At 52.0% G+C, this 13,802-nt stretch carries 11 protein-coding genes; 4 read left to right on the top strand and 7 right to left on the bottom strand.

Annotated features, from left to right (window positions below):
- Positions 1 to 139 precede the first annotated feature (139 nt).
- The 5 genes from ilvA to ilvC form a co-directional block, all read right to left on the bottom strand.
- The gene (gene ilvA / locus NFHSH190041_RS01895; RefSeq protein WP_261923637.1) at positions 140 to 1,681 is read right to left on the bottom strand and encodes a threonine ammonia-lyase, biosynthetic; all 1,542 of its coding nucleotides are present in this window, start codon (positions 1,679 to 1,681) and stop codon (positions 140 to 142) included.
- Positions 1,681 to 3,540 (bottom strand): dihydroxy-acid dehydratase, encoded by a 1,860-nt coding sequence (ilvD, locus tag NFHSH190041_RS01890; RefSeq protein ID WP_261923636.1) that lies wholly within the window; start codon positions 3,538 to 3,540, stop codon positions 1,681 to 1,683. Before ilvD ends, ilvA begins: the two co-directional genes overlap by 1 nt.
- Before the next feature lie 133 nt (positions 3,541 to 3,673).
- Entirely contained in the window at positions 3,674 to 3,928 is a 255-nt protein-coding gene (gene ilvM / locus NFHSH190041_RS01885; protein ID WP_261923635.1) for an acetolactate synthase 2 small subunit, read from the bottom strand.
- The gene (ilvG, locus tag NFHSH190041_RS01880) at positions 3,918 to 5,579 is read right to left on the bottom strand and encodes an acetolactate synthase 2 catalytic subunit (RefSeq protein WP_261925008.1); all 1,662 of its coding nucleotides are present in this window, start codon (positions 5,577 to 5,579) and stop codon (positions 3,918 to 3,920) included. Before ilvG ends, ilvM begins: the two co-directional genes overlap by 11 nt.
- 739 nt (positions 5,580 to 6,318) lie before the next feature.
- The gene (gene ilvC / locus NFHSH190041_RS01875; RefSeq protein WP_261923634.1) at positions 6,319 to 7,800 is read right to left on the bottom strand and encodes a ketol-acid reductoisomerase; all 1,482 of its coding nucleotides are present in this window, start codon (positions 7,798 to 7,800) and stop codon (positions 6,319 to 6,321) included.
- Positions 7,801 to 8,111: 311 nt separating this feature from the next.
- Between ilvC and ilvY the strand changes: the two genes are divergently transcribed.
- The gene (gene ilvY, locus NFHSH190041_RS01870; RefSeq protein ID WP_261923633.1) at positions 8,112 to 8,981 is read left to right on the top strand and encodes an HTH-type transcriptional activator IlvY; all 870 of its coding nucleotides are present in this window, start codon (positions 8,112 to 8,114) and stop codon (positions 8,979 to 8,981) included.
- Positions 8,982 to 9,008: 27 nt separating this feature from the next.
- Here ilvY and NFHSH190041_RS01865 read toward each other — a convergent pair whose 3' ends face one another.
- Positions 9,009 to 10,352: a hemolysin family protein gene (locus NFHSH190041_RS01865; RefSeq protein WP_261923632.1), complete on the bottom strand. Its 1,344-nt coding sequence runs from the start codon at positions 10,350 to 10,352 to the stop codon at positions 9,009 to 9,011.
- 172 nt (positions 10,353 to 10,524) lie between these two features.
- Here NFHSH190041_RS01865 and NFHSH190041_RS01860 point away from each other — a divergent pair, with 172 nt between their 5' ends.
- From NFHSH190041_RS01860 to NFHSH190041_RS01850, 3 genes are read left to right on the top strand one after another with little or no spacing between them, the layout of a single operon-like run.
- Entirely contained in the window at positions 10,525 to 10,707 is a 183-nt protein-coding gene (locus NFHSH190041_RS01860) for a hypothetical protein (RefSeq protein ID WP_261923631.1), read from the top strand.
- 26 nt (positions 10,708 to 10,733) lie between these two features.
- On the top strand, positions 10,734 to 11,561 hold the full coding sequence (locus NFHSH190041_RS01855; RefSeq protein WP_261923630.1) for a GGDEF domain-containing protein: 828 nt from the start codon (positions 10,734 to 10,736) through the stop codon (positions 11,559 to 11,561).
- Positions 11,562 to 11,579: 18 nt separating this feature from the next.
- Positions 11,580 to 13,103 carry a YifB family Mg chelatase-like AAA ATPase gene (locus tag NFHSH190041_RS01850; protein ID WP_261923629.1) on the top strand — a complete coding sequence of 508 codons (1,524 nt, stop codon included), beginning with the start codon at positions 11,580 to 11,582 and terminating at the stop codon, positions 13,101 to 13,103.
- A 266-nt stretch (positions 13,104 to 13,369) separates the two neighbouring features.
- On the opposite strand, the gene NFHSH190041_RS01845 is transcribed toward NFHSH190041_RS01850, so the two are convergent.
- Positions 13,370 to 13,597 (bottom strand): hypothetical protein, encoded by a 228-nt coding sequence (locus tag NFHSH190041_RS01845; protein ID WP_261923628.1) that lies wholly within the window; start codon positions 13,595 to 13,597, stop codon positions 13,370 to 13,372.
- Between the last annotated feature and the right edge of the window lie 205 nt (positions 13,598 to 13,802).

Genomic DNA, 13,802 nt, shown 5'->3' with positions numbered 1-13,802 from the left:
AATCACTCAGTAGCTTAAGTTATCATATTCCACTTATCTGTCAGCGGTTGTTTAATGCCATATCCGCTGTTAGTAAGCGAACAATAGGGGGCTTTTGTTTCGAACCGCCTGAAAATAATACCGCTATTGGTCCACACGCTTAACGAGTAAGAAACAGCCGATAAGCGGGGCTATCCGTAATTTCCCGCCAAGCAAAACCTAGCTGAGTCAGACAAGCTTCAAATGTCGGCTGCTCACTGTCCGGCACTTCAAAGCCCACCAGCACCTGCCCGACCGCCGCCCCATGATTACGGTAATGAAATAGACTGATATTCCAACTTTGCTGCAATGCAGACAGAAATTGCAGCAAAGCCCCGGGACGCTCAGGAAATTCCACGCTAAACAAGCGCTCTGGCAGCGATTGTGGTGGCCGACCACCCACCATATAGCGCACGTGCAGCTTAGCGGTTTCATCGCCGGACAAATCTTGCACATCAAAGCCACTGCGCTCTAATTCGGTAATAATCTGAGTCAGTTCATCATGACCGCCAGCGAGGCGAACCCCGGCAAAAACCACTGCACCTTCCCGGCCGCTAAAGCGATAATTAAACTCGGTAATGGCCCGCGGCCCCAATAACTGGCAAAAGCGCAGAAAACTTCCCGGTTGCTCCGGCACACTGACGGCCAGCACAGCTTCTTTTTGCTCCCCCAATTCACAGCGCTCGGAGATATACCGCAGCGAGTGAAAATTCACATTAGCGCCACTCAATACCGCAGCGACCTGACTGCCCCCTTGAGCTGTCACATGCTTTTTCAGCCCGGCTAACGCCAGCGCTCCGGCCGGCTCCGCAATGGCCCGGGTATCTTCAAAAATATCCTTTACTGCAGCACAAATTTCATCGGCACTGACAGTCACTACCTCATCAACAAATGCCTGAGCCAATCGAAATGTTTCCTCACCTATGCGCTTAACCGCCACGCCGTCAGCAAACAATCCCACCTGCGGCAGTGTCACCGGTTGCCCGGCTACCAACGCCGCCTTAAGGCAAGCGGCATCTTCTGGCTCAACTGCAATCACTTTCACTTCGGGCATTACAGCCTTGTAATAAGCCGCCATCCCCGCCACCAGTCCGCCACCGCCGACCGGCACATAAACAGCCTGCAGAGCGCGGTTTTGCTGCAACATCTCTTGGGCGACAGTGCCCTGACCGGCAATCACAGCTTCATCATCAAACGGGGCGATATATACCCGCCCCTCCTGTTTGGCCAATAACCGAGCCTGTTCATTTGCCTGATCAAACCCTTGACCATGCAGCAACACCCGCCCGCCGCGACGGCGTACGGCATCCACTTTTATCTCTGGTGTCGTTGTCGGCATCACGATCAAGGCATCAATGCCCCGTTTGGCTGCGGCCAACGCGACCCCTTGGGCATGGTTACCCGCTGAGGCGCAGACCACGCCAGCTTGACACTGCTCAGAGCTCAATGCTGCCATTTTATTACTGGCGCCACGCAGCTTAAATGAGTGCACAGGTTGCAGATCTTCTCGTTTCAGTTGCACCTCACATCCCAACCGGGCTGACAACTTATCCATCCGGTCTAATGGTGTCACCCGGGCACTGTCATAGACACAGGCTTGCAAAATTTGCTGCAGATAATAATTGGCTAGGTTCAAATGGGATTGTTTTGCTAAAGCCAGCATCAACGGTCCTCCAATTGACTCAGATCCCGCACCGCACCTTTATCGGCACTGGTTGCCAATAAGGCATAGGCTTTTAATGCCGCAGACACTGTCCGTTTTCGGGATTGGGGGCGCCAAGCCTGTCGACCTTTGTCATTCATGGCCTGACGCCGTTGATTCAGCTCTGCATCAGACACAGCCAAACTGATAGCGCGCTTGGGAATATCAATCGCAATGGTGTCACCGGTTTCAATCAAGGCAATCGTGCCACCCGCGGCTGCTTCTGGGGAGATATGGCCGATGGACAAGCCGGATGTGCCGCCGGAGAAACGCCCGTCGGTGATCAAGGCGCAAGCCCTGCCCAATCCCCGGGATTTCAAATAACTGGTGGGATACAACATCTCCTGCATCCCCGGCCCACCTTTAGGGCCTTCATAGCGGATCACCACCACATCCCCGGCCACCACCTCACCGCCGAGAATACCGGCAACCGCATCATCTTGACTCTCGTACACCCGCGCCCGGCCGGTAAAGGTCAAATTAGCTTCATCAACCCCAGCCGTTTTCACAATACAACCATGCTCAGCCAAATTGCCCGACAGGACCGCCAACCCGCCATCCTGACTAAAGGCAAACTCCCGGCTACGGATACAGCCCTGCTGGCGGTCCACATCCAGCACATCCCAACGACAATCCTGACTAAAAGCCTGAGTAGTAGGAATACCCGCAGGTCCGGCACGATACATCTCCCGCACCGCATCATCTTGACTGACGGTGATATCAAAACGCGCCAGCAGCACAGCTAAATCACCATCATCCAGCGCCACATGGCCAACATCCGTGTGCAAAAGTCCAGCGCGGTTTAGCTCCCCTAAAATCCCCATCACACCACCAGCACGGTGTACATCTTCCATATGATATTGCGGTGTCGCTGGGGCCACTTTACACAGGTGCGGGACTTGGCGTGACAAGCGATCAATGTCCACCATACTAAAATTCACCTGCGCTTCCTGCGCAGCAGCCAATAGGTGCAGTACCGTATTAGATGAGCCGCCCATGGCAATATCTAGGGTCATGGCATTTTCAAAAGCATGGAAGTTGGCGATATTGCGCGGCAAAGCCGTCACATCATCATCCTGGTAGTAACGCTTGGCCAATGCCATCACCCGACGGCCGGCTTGTAAGAACAGCTCTCGGCGATCAGCATGGGTCGCCAACAGGGAGCCATTACCCGGCAGTGACAAACCCAAGGCCTCGGTCAGACAGTTCATGGAATTGGCGGTAAACATGCCAGAACAACTGCCGCAGGTCGGGCAGGCACTGCGCTCAATTTGCGCCGCATCCTCATCACTGACCCGTTCATCAGCCGCGGCCACCATGGCGTCAACCAGATCCAATTTAATCAACTGATCTGACAATTTCGTCTTCCCCGCTTCCATCGGGCCGCCGGAGACAAACACGACCGGAATATTCAGCCGCAGCGCCGCCATCAACATACCAGGGGTGATCTTATCGCAGTTGGAAATACACACTAATGCATCGGCGCAGTGAGCATTGACCATATATTCCACACTGTCGGCAATCAGCTCACGGGATGGCAGCGAATAGAGCATGCCACCATGCCCCATGGCAATGCCATCATCCACGGCAATAGTATTAAATTCTTTGGCAATGCCCCCGGCTTCTTCAATGGCACTGGCGACCAAGGCACCCATATCTTTTAAGTGCACATGGCCAGGCACAAACTGAGTAAAGGAATTAGCCACAGCGACAATGGGTTTGCCAAAGTCACTGTCTTTTACCCCGGTCGCCCGCCATAGCGCGCGCGCACCGGCCATATTGCGTCCTTGAGTACTGGTTGCTGATCGTAACTTTGCCATATTGATTCCTTGTAGTAGGTTGCTGCTGGCCATCTCCGACCCGCGCCAAATCGATAATGCCCAGGAGCTGGTACTTTGCTTGTTGCCACCTGCGCCGCGTTGAAATCGTCCTCTTAAACCGGCTGATATATGCTCAACGACGCAATGCCAAGGATGAAGCAACCGCTAAAACCCGACAACGCTGCACATCCACCAATTTATCTAACTGGCGACTCAGCAGTTCTATCGCCCGGTCAGCTTCCAAATTCACGGCCAGATGGATCATCGCATCATCCCCTGCGCGCATCTGCATGCCGGTTATTTTAAATCCCCGATGCCGGATCACCCGCAGCACCCGCTCCAGCACTTCAGGACGCGGGCTTAATTCCAATTCCATCTCATGATTCATCCTGTGCGCCTCCGTTATCCAACATCTCCTGATTCGCCGCTCCCGGCGGCACCAAAGGCCAAACATCAGCCCGGTTATCTATGCTCACATGCAGCAAATACGCGCCGTTAGCCTGCAATAACGCATCCAGCCCGTCACTGACCTCATCCCCGCGACTGATATGATGCCCCCGAATACCAAAGGCCGCCGCCAACTGAACAAAATCCGGATTATCAGACAAATCGGTTTCACTCAGGCGGCCATCAAAAAATAGCTGCTGCCATTGTTTCACCATCCCAAGCTTGCCGTTATCCAGCAGTAAAATTTTTACTGGCAGCCCCATACGTTTGATAGTGGCTAACTCCTGCACATTCATCATAAAAGAGCCATCGCCGGACACAGCAACAACCGTGGCCTGAGGCCGGGCAAACTGGGCACCAATTGCGGCGGGCAAGCCAAACCCCATGGTGCCAAGACCAGCACTGGATAGCAGATTTTCCGGACGGGAAAACTGCATATGCTGCGCAACCCACATCTGATGCTGCCCGACATCACACGACACCACAATGTCCCCCTGTAGGCGCTGCGACAAAGCATTGAGCAAGGCAGGTGCGCAAATGGCCTGTTTCTGCTGGTGATATTTCTGCTGGTATTGCTGTTTCAGTGCCACGACTTCATCACGCCAGTCATCCAACACCAGCGGTTGCGTCAATGCGGGTAACAGTTGATTTAAATCCCCACACAGGGCGACATCCGGCTGGCGCAGTTTGCCAAATTCAGCTGGATCGATATCCAGATGGATCACTTTTGCCCGTGGCGCAAACGCCGCTAAACGGCCGGTTACTCGGTCATCAAACCGAGCACCAACTGCCAGCAACAAATCACACTGCTGCACCGCCAAATTAGCCGCTTTTAGGCCATGCATACCCAACATCCCCAGATATAAAGGATCATCCGGTGTCACACTGCCAAGCCCCTTTAAGGTGCACACAGATGGCAACCGGGTCTGCGCCATAAAACTGCGCAGCGCATCCACGGCCCCCGCCATACCAACGCCGCCCCCTATATAAAGCATCGGCCGCCGGGATGCTCCCAGTAACGCTTTGGCACGGTCAATATCACCACTGTCAGCCTTAGGCATATGCTGCACCGGCTGCAAAACTCGGCGATAACTGAGTGGTGCCAGTTGTACATCTTTGGCAATATCTACCAGTACCGGGCCGGGACGGCCCTCTGCGGCCAAAGAAAATGCCCAATACAGGGTTGGAATTAACGCCTCAACGTCAGTCACCTGAAAGCTGTGTTTAGTGCAAGACAATGACATTCCCAACACATCAATTTCCTGAAAAGCATCAGTGCCAATCAGGCTGCTGGCCACCTGACCGGTAATCGCCACCACAGGGACAGAATCCAGTAATGCATCAGCAAGGCCGGTGATTAAATTCGTAGCACCCGGCCCCGAGGTCGCTATACAGACCCCGGTTTTTCCACTGGCTCGGGCGTAACCCAAAGCAGCAAAAGCAGCCCCCTGCTCATGGCGAGTCAGGACATGCTTTACCTGGCTGTCATACAAGGCATCATACAGCGGCATAATGGCCCCACCGGGATAGCCAAAGACCCGATCAACACCATGGGCTGCGAGTACCCTGACAATGGCATCAGCACCGCGCATCTGCGCCGCATCACCGGCTGTATCCTGCTCTGTTTTTATCATGTCACCGTCCTGAGAATGAAAAACCCCCCGGTCCTGTCGGAGCGGGGGGTGGTATGTTGAAGCCTGTCGGCTATCACCTGGCCATAAGCCTCCCCCGCCGTGATGGAATAATCACAACGGTAATAATCACTAGTAGCGCAATGGCAACAGAGGTGATGGCGGCTTGGTGCGAGTTAAACATAAACTGACAGTACTCCTGAAAATTTGTCTGCTTGACGGTATGGCGATGGCTTTACTATTTAGCTCAGCCCAAGCTAGTACAATTCAAGCTAGGGCAACGCAAGCCAGTACAGCTAAAAAAATCGCCGCCGAAAAAATAACCTAAATAGAAGTATCACAGCCACAAGCTGCACCACAAGCTTATTTTTTATCCACCCGGTAAATTTCCGTCAACGGCTAACACTCACTGGGAGTCCCCCTGATACCAGATCGTTTACAAAGATCTGTTAACCTTTTAAGTTTGTTTTTGCAGCGATTGAGAATGCTTTATCTAGGCAGAGGCTTTGATAGCGACTACGCCACCTGAAAAGCCAATAACCTAGTAGAAGAGCGCCTCAACGCTATCCGCAGAAGTCGGCTAAAAGCGTTTTCCCCTTGGTTGAGCGGCTCTTGTTTAGCATGCTAGACAGCAAACCGCTCGTTGCGATTAACACGCTTTTATCCCAAACAAAATTTACCCATAAAACGTCAACAGCCCCTAGTTAGCGGCATTAAGCCGCTTCATCGCCGTCATATAACGGCGCAATCGGGCGCCAGTTTGTTCGACTTGGGTATTGCGGATCGCTTGGTCCACTTCATTAAGCCGAACATTGTCCACAGCTTGAGATGCAGGATGCAGCCCCAAACCGAGATATTGCGCCGGCATATTACTGACAAAATCACGCAATAAAGGCACTGCCGCATGGGTAAACAGATAACAGCCATACTCCGCAGTATCAGAAATCACCACATTCATTTCATACAGGCGTTTACGGGCAATGGTATTGGCGATTAATGGTGTCTCATGCAGGGATTCATAATAAGCCGATTCCGCCACAATGCCGGCCTGCACCATGGTATCGAACGCCAGCTCCACGCCCGCTTTAATCATGGCGACCAAAAAGATGCCGTGTTCAAAATACTCCTGCTCGTCCAGCTGCCCATCATAAGTTGGCGCTTGTTCAAATCCGGTTTCATTGGTCTGCTCCCGCCAACGCAGCAAGTTGGTATCATCCTCAGCCCAATCATTCATCATGGTCTGAGAAAATGCTCCGCTAATGATGTCGTCCATATGCTTTTCATACAGGGGGCGTAAACGGGTTTTCAGCTCATCAGCCAGATCAAACGCAGCAATTTTAGCCGGGTTAGACAGTCGATCCATCATCAGGGTAATCCCCCCCTGTTTCAGGGCCTCAGTAATGGTCTCCCATCCTTGCTGGATCAGCTTGGCGGCATAATCCGGCGCTAGACCGTCCGCGACCATTTTGTCAAAGCCCAAAATGGCGCCGGTCTGCAACATGCCGCACAGAATAGTTTGCTCCCCCATCAGATCAGATTTCACTTCAGCGATAAAGGATGACTGCAACACTCCGGCGCGATCGCCACCGGTAGCGCTGGCATACGCTTTAGCAATTTCCAACCCATCACCTCGAGGATCGTTTTCCGGGTGCACAGCAATCAAAGTCGGCACACCAAAACCGCGCTTGTATTCTTCCCGCACTTCGGTACCCGGGCACTTGGGTGCCACCATAATGACGCAGATATCCGGCCGCACCTGCATACCTTCTTCCACAATATTAAAGCCATGGGAATAAGCCAGGGTTGCGCCTCGCTTCATCAGCGGCATCACACTATTAACCACTTGAGTATGTTGCTTGTCCGGGGTCAGATTCAGCACCAGATCCGCCTCAGGGATCAAGGCTTCAAAACTGCCGACAGTAAAATCATGTTCAGTTGCCCGCTGCCAGGATGGACGCTGCTGGGCAATGGCTTCCGGCCGCAAGGCATAGGCGATATTCAGCCCAGAATCTCGCATATTCAGCCCTTGATTTAGCCCTTGCGCACCACAGCCGAGAATCACAATCTTCCAGTCACGGATATAACTGCATCCCTGCTGAAACTCATCCTTGGCCATAAAACGGCACTGTCCCAGTTGGGATAACTGCTGACGCAGACTCAAGGTATTGAAATAATTGGCCATGCTGTGCTCCTGCTAAATTGGCCGGCGGCCAGTCAACGGCCAGTCAACGGCCTGCCGATACGGTGATGATTCACTATAGCCTAGGGTTAACATTGCTAGAACTGATATATTAACAAAATGTTATTGCGTTTTTTGCAACACCGCGGCACCCTGTTATCGACAGAGGTTAGCGTCAATATCTACAAGGTGTTGATTTTAATGACCAATAAAAGATATAGACCACACGCGATGATCGCGGTGCCAAAGCAGGCTCACAAGGGTAATAGCCATGGCCAATTCCGATTATTAATCGCAACGGGCAAGGGGAAAGAATGGATATCAGAACATTACAGCTCTATTTGCACCTGTGCGATAGCTTGAACTTCAGCCGCACCGCTGAGCAAATGCATATCAGCCCCTCCACCCTTAGTCGCACCTTACAGCGGCTGGAGCAGGAAACCGGCACAGTATTGATGAGCCGGGATAACCGTAGCGTCTCCCTCACCAAAGCAGGCAAAGAGCTGCAACAGTTTGCCCGTCAAACATTGAGCCAATGGCAACAACTGCGACGCCAACTAAGTCCCGGGGCGCAACTATCTGGCCAGCTCAATATTTATTGCTCAGTAACAGCCGCTTACAGCCATCTGCCACCGCTTCTGGACCGATTCCGTCATGAGCAGCCCGGGGTAGAGATTAAATTGATCACCGGCGATGCTGCCGATGCGGTCAACCATATCCAGCAGGGCAGCGCCGATGTGGCCATTGCCGCCAAACCGGAAAAACTGCCGGATAGTTTGCATTTTGCGGTGATAGATACTGTACCGCTGCAGTTACTGGCTCCCCAAATTCCCTGCTTAAGCCGGGAGCTACTTAGCCACAGTGACATCGACTGGCAGCAATTACCCTTTATTGTGCCCCAGCATGGGCCGGGGTGGCAGCGCTGTGACATCTGGTTTCGCCAGATGGGTATCAAACCCACCATCTATGCCCAAGTTACCGGCCAAGAAGCCATAACCGCTATGGTGGCGCTGGGCTGTGGCCTGAGTATTATCCCTGATGCTGTGCTTGCTCATAGCCCGGTGCGGGAACGAATTGAAGTGCTCAACTCCCCAGTCCCTATTGAGCCTTTTGTATTGGGGTGTTGCTGCAAAAAACAACGCACCGATGACAGTATCATAGGTGCGTTTCTGCAGGTGTTATAACGGATGGTAACCGCTTAGACTCGAGGGTTACTGAGCCGATTTGTTGTCATCCAGCGGCGGCAGGGTTGGCACTGACTTGTCACAGGCATCCACCTTGGTGACCAGCAGTTGATCGACCCGGAAAGCATCAATATCGACCACTTCAAACTTGTACCCAGAAAACACCACAAAATCGGTGCGCTTTGGAATTTTCCGCAGCATATACATCATAAAACCGGCCATAGTTTCGTAGTTTTCGTTATAAGGAAACTCTTCAATATCAAAAGCCCGCATCACATCGGTGATCGGCGTCACCCCATCCACCAGCCAAGAATTATTATCCCGAGCGACAATCTGCTCTTCCACATCGTGCAACGCCCACGTACCCATCACCGCGCTTTGCAGATCATTACTGGTGACAATCCCTACCACCAGAGCGTATTCATTCATCACCACACCAAAATCTGTGCGGTGCAGTTTGAAATACTCCATCGCCTCAGACAGGCTCAAGGTATCTGGGATAATAGGACAGGTGTGCAGCACATTGGTATCAGTCAAATCCAACTTCTGGCCATTGATCAACCGCAGCAATAACTCTTTAGCATCAACAAATCCCTTGATCCTATCCAACTGGCTATCACAAACCAAAAATTTAGAATGGGGATCTTCAGTGATCTTACGCTTGATATCTTCTTCACTGTCACTATTTAAAAAATAAACAACACTTTCTCGCGATGTCATGGCTGAAGTGACCGGCACAGACTGCATTTCAAACACATTTTCAATCATCTGCTGCTCACCGGGATCCAATACCCCAGCTTCAGCACCGGCATCCATCACCGCATAAATATCATCTGAGGTAATTTCATCGTTGCGAGCAGTCGGTACCTGAAACAACTTCATAATGCCATCGGCCAAGCCATTGAACAGAAACACTAGCGGCTTAAGCACCACAATACAGACCATCATGGGACCAACCAGCGTCATGGCCACTTTTTCTGGCACAGCCATTGCGATACGTTTTGGCATCAAGTCAGCGATCAGAATAAACATACTGGTCACCATTACAAATGACAGCAAAAAACTGGCCTGACTCAGCCAAGGTTCATCCACCCAATGACTTAAGATCAGTTTGAAGTAAGGAGTAAATGCTGATTCACCGACAATACCGCCAAGAATTGCTACCGCATTGAGGCCAATTTGTACCACGGTAAAAAAGTTGCCTGGATGCTCCTGTAGCTTCAAAACCTTGTCGGCGCGTAAGTCCCCTTCTTCCAACGCCTGTCGCAGCCGCATTTTGCGGGCTGCAGCAAGTGAAATCTCCGACATGGAGAAAAAACAACTGCCACCGATAAGGCAAAATATCACCAAAAGATTCTCAAATAAGCCCATAGGACACCTTAATGAAACGCCCCGCTTTGGGGGGCACACACCACACCGGGAGAAAATCCGACCGGGATCCGGTTACACGTGACCGGCTCACACAGCCAGCGAGTCTGACAGAAGTATGGTTTGAATAGAGTTGATCTGACACTGACGCGAGCCAGTATGCCGGGGAATCGAATTGACTCACCCTTGGCAGGCTGAAGCATTTCTCCCTGAAATTGAACTGCGATTTCGCGCCGCTCAGTATATCACCAAAACCGGCACTCGGGTAAGCCAAGCTCGCTCCTCCGGCCAGCTGCGGCAGAATGCCCATTTCCCAGTCAACACCAATCAAGCACTGTCGTCAGTTTGTCTATACTAGTAAGCAAATTAACCGGCGCTGAGAATATGGAAATACTGGCGATCTGCATTCTATGTATCGGCCTTGGCGGCCTGCTCGGCTCACTCAAGCCCACCTACCATATTATTCAATTTTCCGATTATCAGCATACCGGCTGGCGGGTACTGCTGAGTATGATTTTGATCTTTATCCTCGCCTTTCTCAGCTATCTGTGGATATTGGCGCTACACCCGGTAACACCACTGAAACTAGGCATCGCAGCCATTTTCTGTGCCGGGGGCACCTTTGTTTTTGTGGTCACCCATATGAGCAAACAGACTATTGCCCGACTAAAGCAAATGGTGCAGGAAAAACATTATCAGGCATCCCATGACTCGCTTACCGGCTTGCCCAACCGGGTATTTTTCTATCAGGAATTTGATCGCCTGCTGGAAAGCCACCACACCAGCTTTTGCTGCATGATCCTCGATGTGGATAACTTTAAGCTGATCAATGACAGTTTCGGCCATGAACAGGGTGACTGTGTACTGCAGACTATAGGCCAGCGTATTACCAATATTCTGCCCGGCGGGGCGATGGCGGCACGGATCGGTGGTGATGAGTTAGCCGTGCTATTGCCGGACAGTGACATTGATGATGCCCTGAATGTTACCCAGGCGATCGTACAACAACTGGAGCAGCCAATGAGTTGCGGGTCCTTTCAAAACGGTATTGGGATCAGTATTGGGCTGGCCCATTACCCGGATGATGGCCGGGACAGAAAAACCTTGCTGCTCAATGCTGATACCGCCATGTATCAGGCCAAACGCAGCGCCCGAAGCTACCAAATCTATCATCCGGATATGCGCCATATCCGGACATCCTCCGTCAACTAAAATGCAAGGAGTGCAACCATGGCGATGGCATGTGTGGCCAGTCGTGCCTTGGCCGGGGTTGACGCCCCGCCAGTCACAGTTGAAGTTCATCTCAGTAATGGCCTGCCGGCCTTTAATTTGGTGGGGTTACCCGAAGCCTCGGTAAAAGAATCCCGTGAGCGGGTTCGCAGTGCGATCATTAATGCCGGTTTTGACTTTCCCATGCGCCGTATCACGGTCAATCTGGCCCCCGCAGAGCTACCTAAACAGGGAGGTCGTTATGATCTGCCCATCGCCATCGGAATTTTAGCCGCGTCGGATCAGCTGCCCGCCAATAGCCTTAACGGGTTAGAGTTTGCCGGAGAATTAGCCTTATCAGGTGCGATACGATACTGCCCCGGCCTGCTCCCTATGCTGATTCAGGCTCGTAGCGTTGATGCCAGTGTTATCCTACCAGCGGCTAATCGCGATGACGCGGAGATAGTCAATTATGACAAAGTCTTCTTTGCCAGCCATCTGCAATCCCTCAGTGCCTTTCTCCACGGTCAGCAAACGCTACCCGGGTTAAGTCAAGGTACCCAATGGCTGGAGCATAGCACCGAGGCCGAACAGCCTGCCTGTCTCAGCGATGTACTGGGGCAACATCAAGCCAAACAGGCATTAGAAATTGCGGCGGCGGGCTCGCACAATTTATTGCTACTTGGCCCGCCAGGTACAGGCAAAACCATGCTTGCCAGTCGCATAACCGGACTACTGCCCCCGCTCAATTACACTCAAGCACTGGAAGTCGCCGCTATCCATTCCGTAGCGGGGATGGCCCTTAACAGCCAACGCTTTTATCAGCGCCCTTTTCGTAATCCGCACCATACCAGTTCGGCGGTCTCTCTGGTGGGCGGTGGCGCGGTGCCCAAACCCGGAGAAATTTCGTTAGCTCATCGCGGAGTATTATTTCTTGATGAACTGACAGAGTTTCCCCGCCGGGTACTGGACTGCCTGCGCCAGCCAATGGAAACCGGTGAAGTGGTCATTTCCCGCGCCGCTGCCAAGCTGACTTTTGCCAGTGATTTTCAACTGATAGCGGCCATGAACCCCAGCCCATGTGGCGATGCGGGGCCCCACAGTCGAGCCACTCCGGAACAAATCACCCGTTATCTGTCGCGTTTATCTGGCCCATTCCTTGACCGTTTTGATCTCAGCATTGATGTGCCTCGCCTACCGGCCGGAAGCCTCAGTCAGCCCCATGCTCAAACCGAAACCAGCGCTCAGGTACGCGCGCGGGTGCTCGCCGCAAGGGAAATGCAACTGAGCCGTGCAGGCGTATTAAATGCGGAATTAAGTGGGCGACAACTGCAACAAAGCGCAGGCATTGGCACTGCTGAACTGAATTTTCTAGAACAAAGTGTCGAAAAATTAGGGCTATCGGTGCGCAGTTTTCACCGCATTCAACGGGTAGCCCGCACCATTGCTGATTTAGATAATAGTACTCAAGTTGAACGCCGCCATCTGGCCCAAGCCCTGGGATACCGCGCCATGGATCGCCTACTGGCATCAGTGGCACACTAATAATGCTAAATGCTCAAAAGGGTTAACTTAGAAATACAGTGGCAGAAGCACCAGAAACTAAAGGAATGACCCTATCGCAAACCACTAAAATGGGGCTCAAAAGCGCCTAGACATAGCATGCAGGCGGGTGAATGTTCTCCAGCCTGCTTTATTCCGCCTTATCACCCATAGTTGTCATACTATCAGATGCCCACTACGCACTTATTTGTATGAGCTTTGTATAGGCATCTAGCGTATGACGCGAAGGCTAAACCAACCACTGGAAACTAAAGGTCATTTATCTTGCGCTTTAGGGATTCACCACTATCTGTGGCAAGGGCTTCTAATACCTGTACGCGCGCTTTCAATGCGCTAACCTCTTCCTGCAGCGCCTGCAAAACGGCATCTTGTTGCTGAGCTTGTCCCTTTCGCTGTTGAATTTTCATCGCTGACAGCACCACACCACCAACAATAGCGACGATGGGAATTAACAGGGCAAGTGTTGCTGCATTCATATTCACCTCCGTGTAAAAATAAACAATAGACCAGTCTTAGCATCCCTTAGCTAGGGTCTGTTGACGTTTCGTGATTAAATTTTGTTCGAGATAAAAGCGTTTTAATCGCGGCGAGTGGTTTGTCGCCTAGTTATTCTAAGCAAGAACCGCTCAACAAAGAGTAAAACGCTTTTAGCCGAACCCTGCGGGCAGCGTTTGAGGCTAC

The sequence above is a fragment of the Shewanella sp. NFH-SH190041 genome (assembly GCF_024363255.1).
In the GTDB taxonomy this organism is placed as follows: Bacteria; Pseudomonadota; Gammaproteobacteria; order Enterobacterales; family Shewanellaceae; genus Shewanella.
The sequence above is the reverse complement of the archived record's forward strand: the minus strand, read 5'-3'. Positions and strand labels throughout refer to the sequence as shown.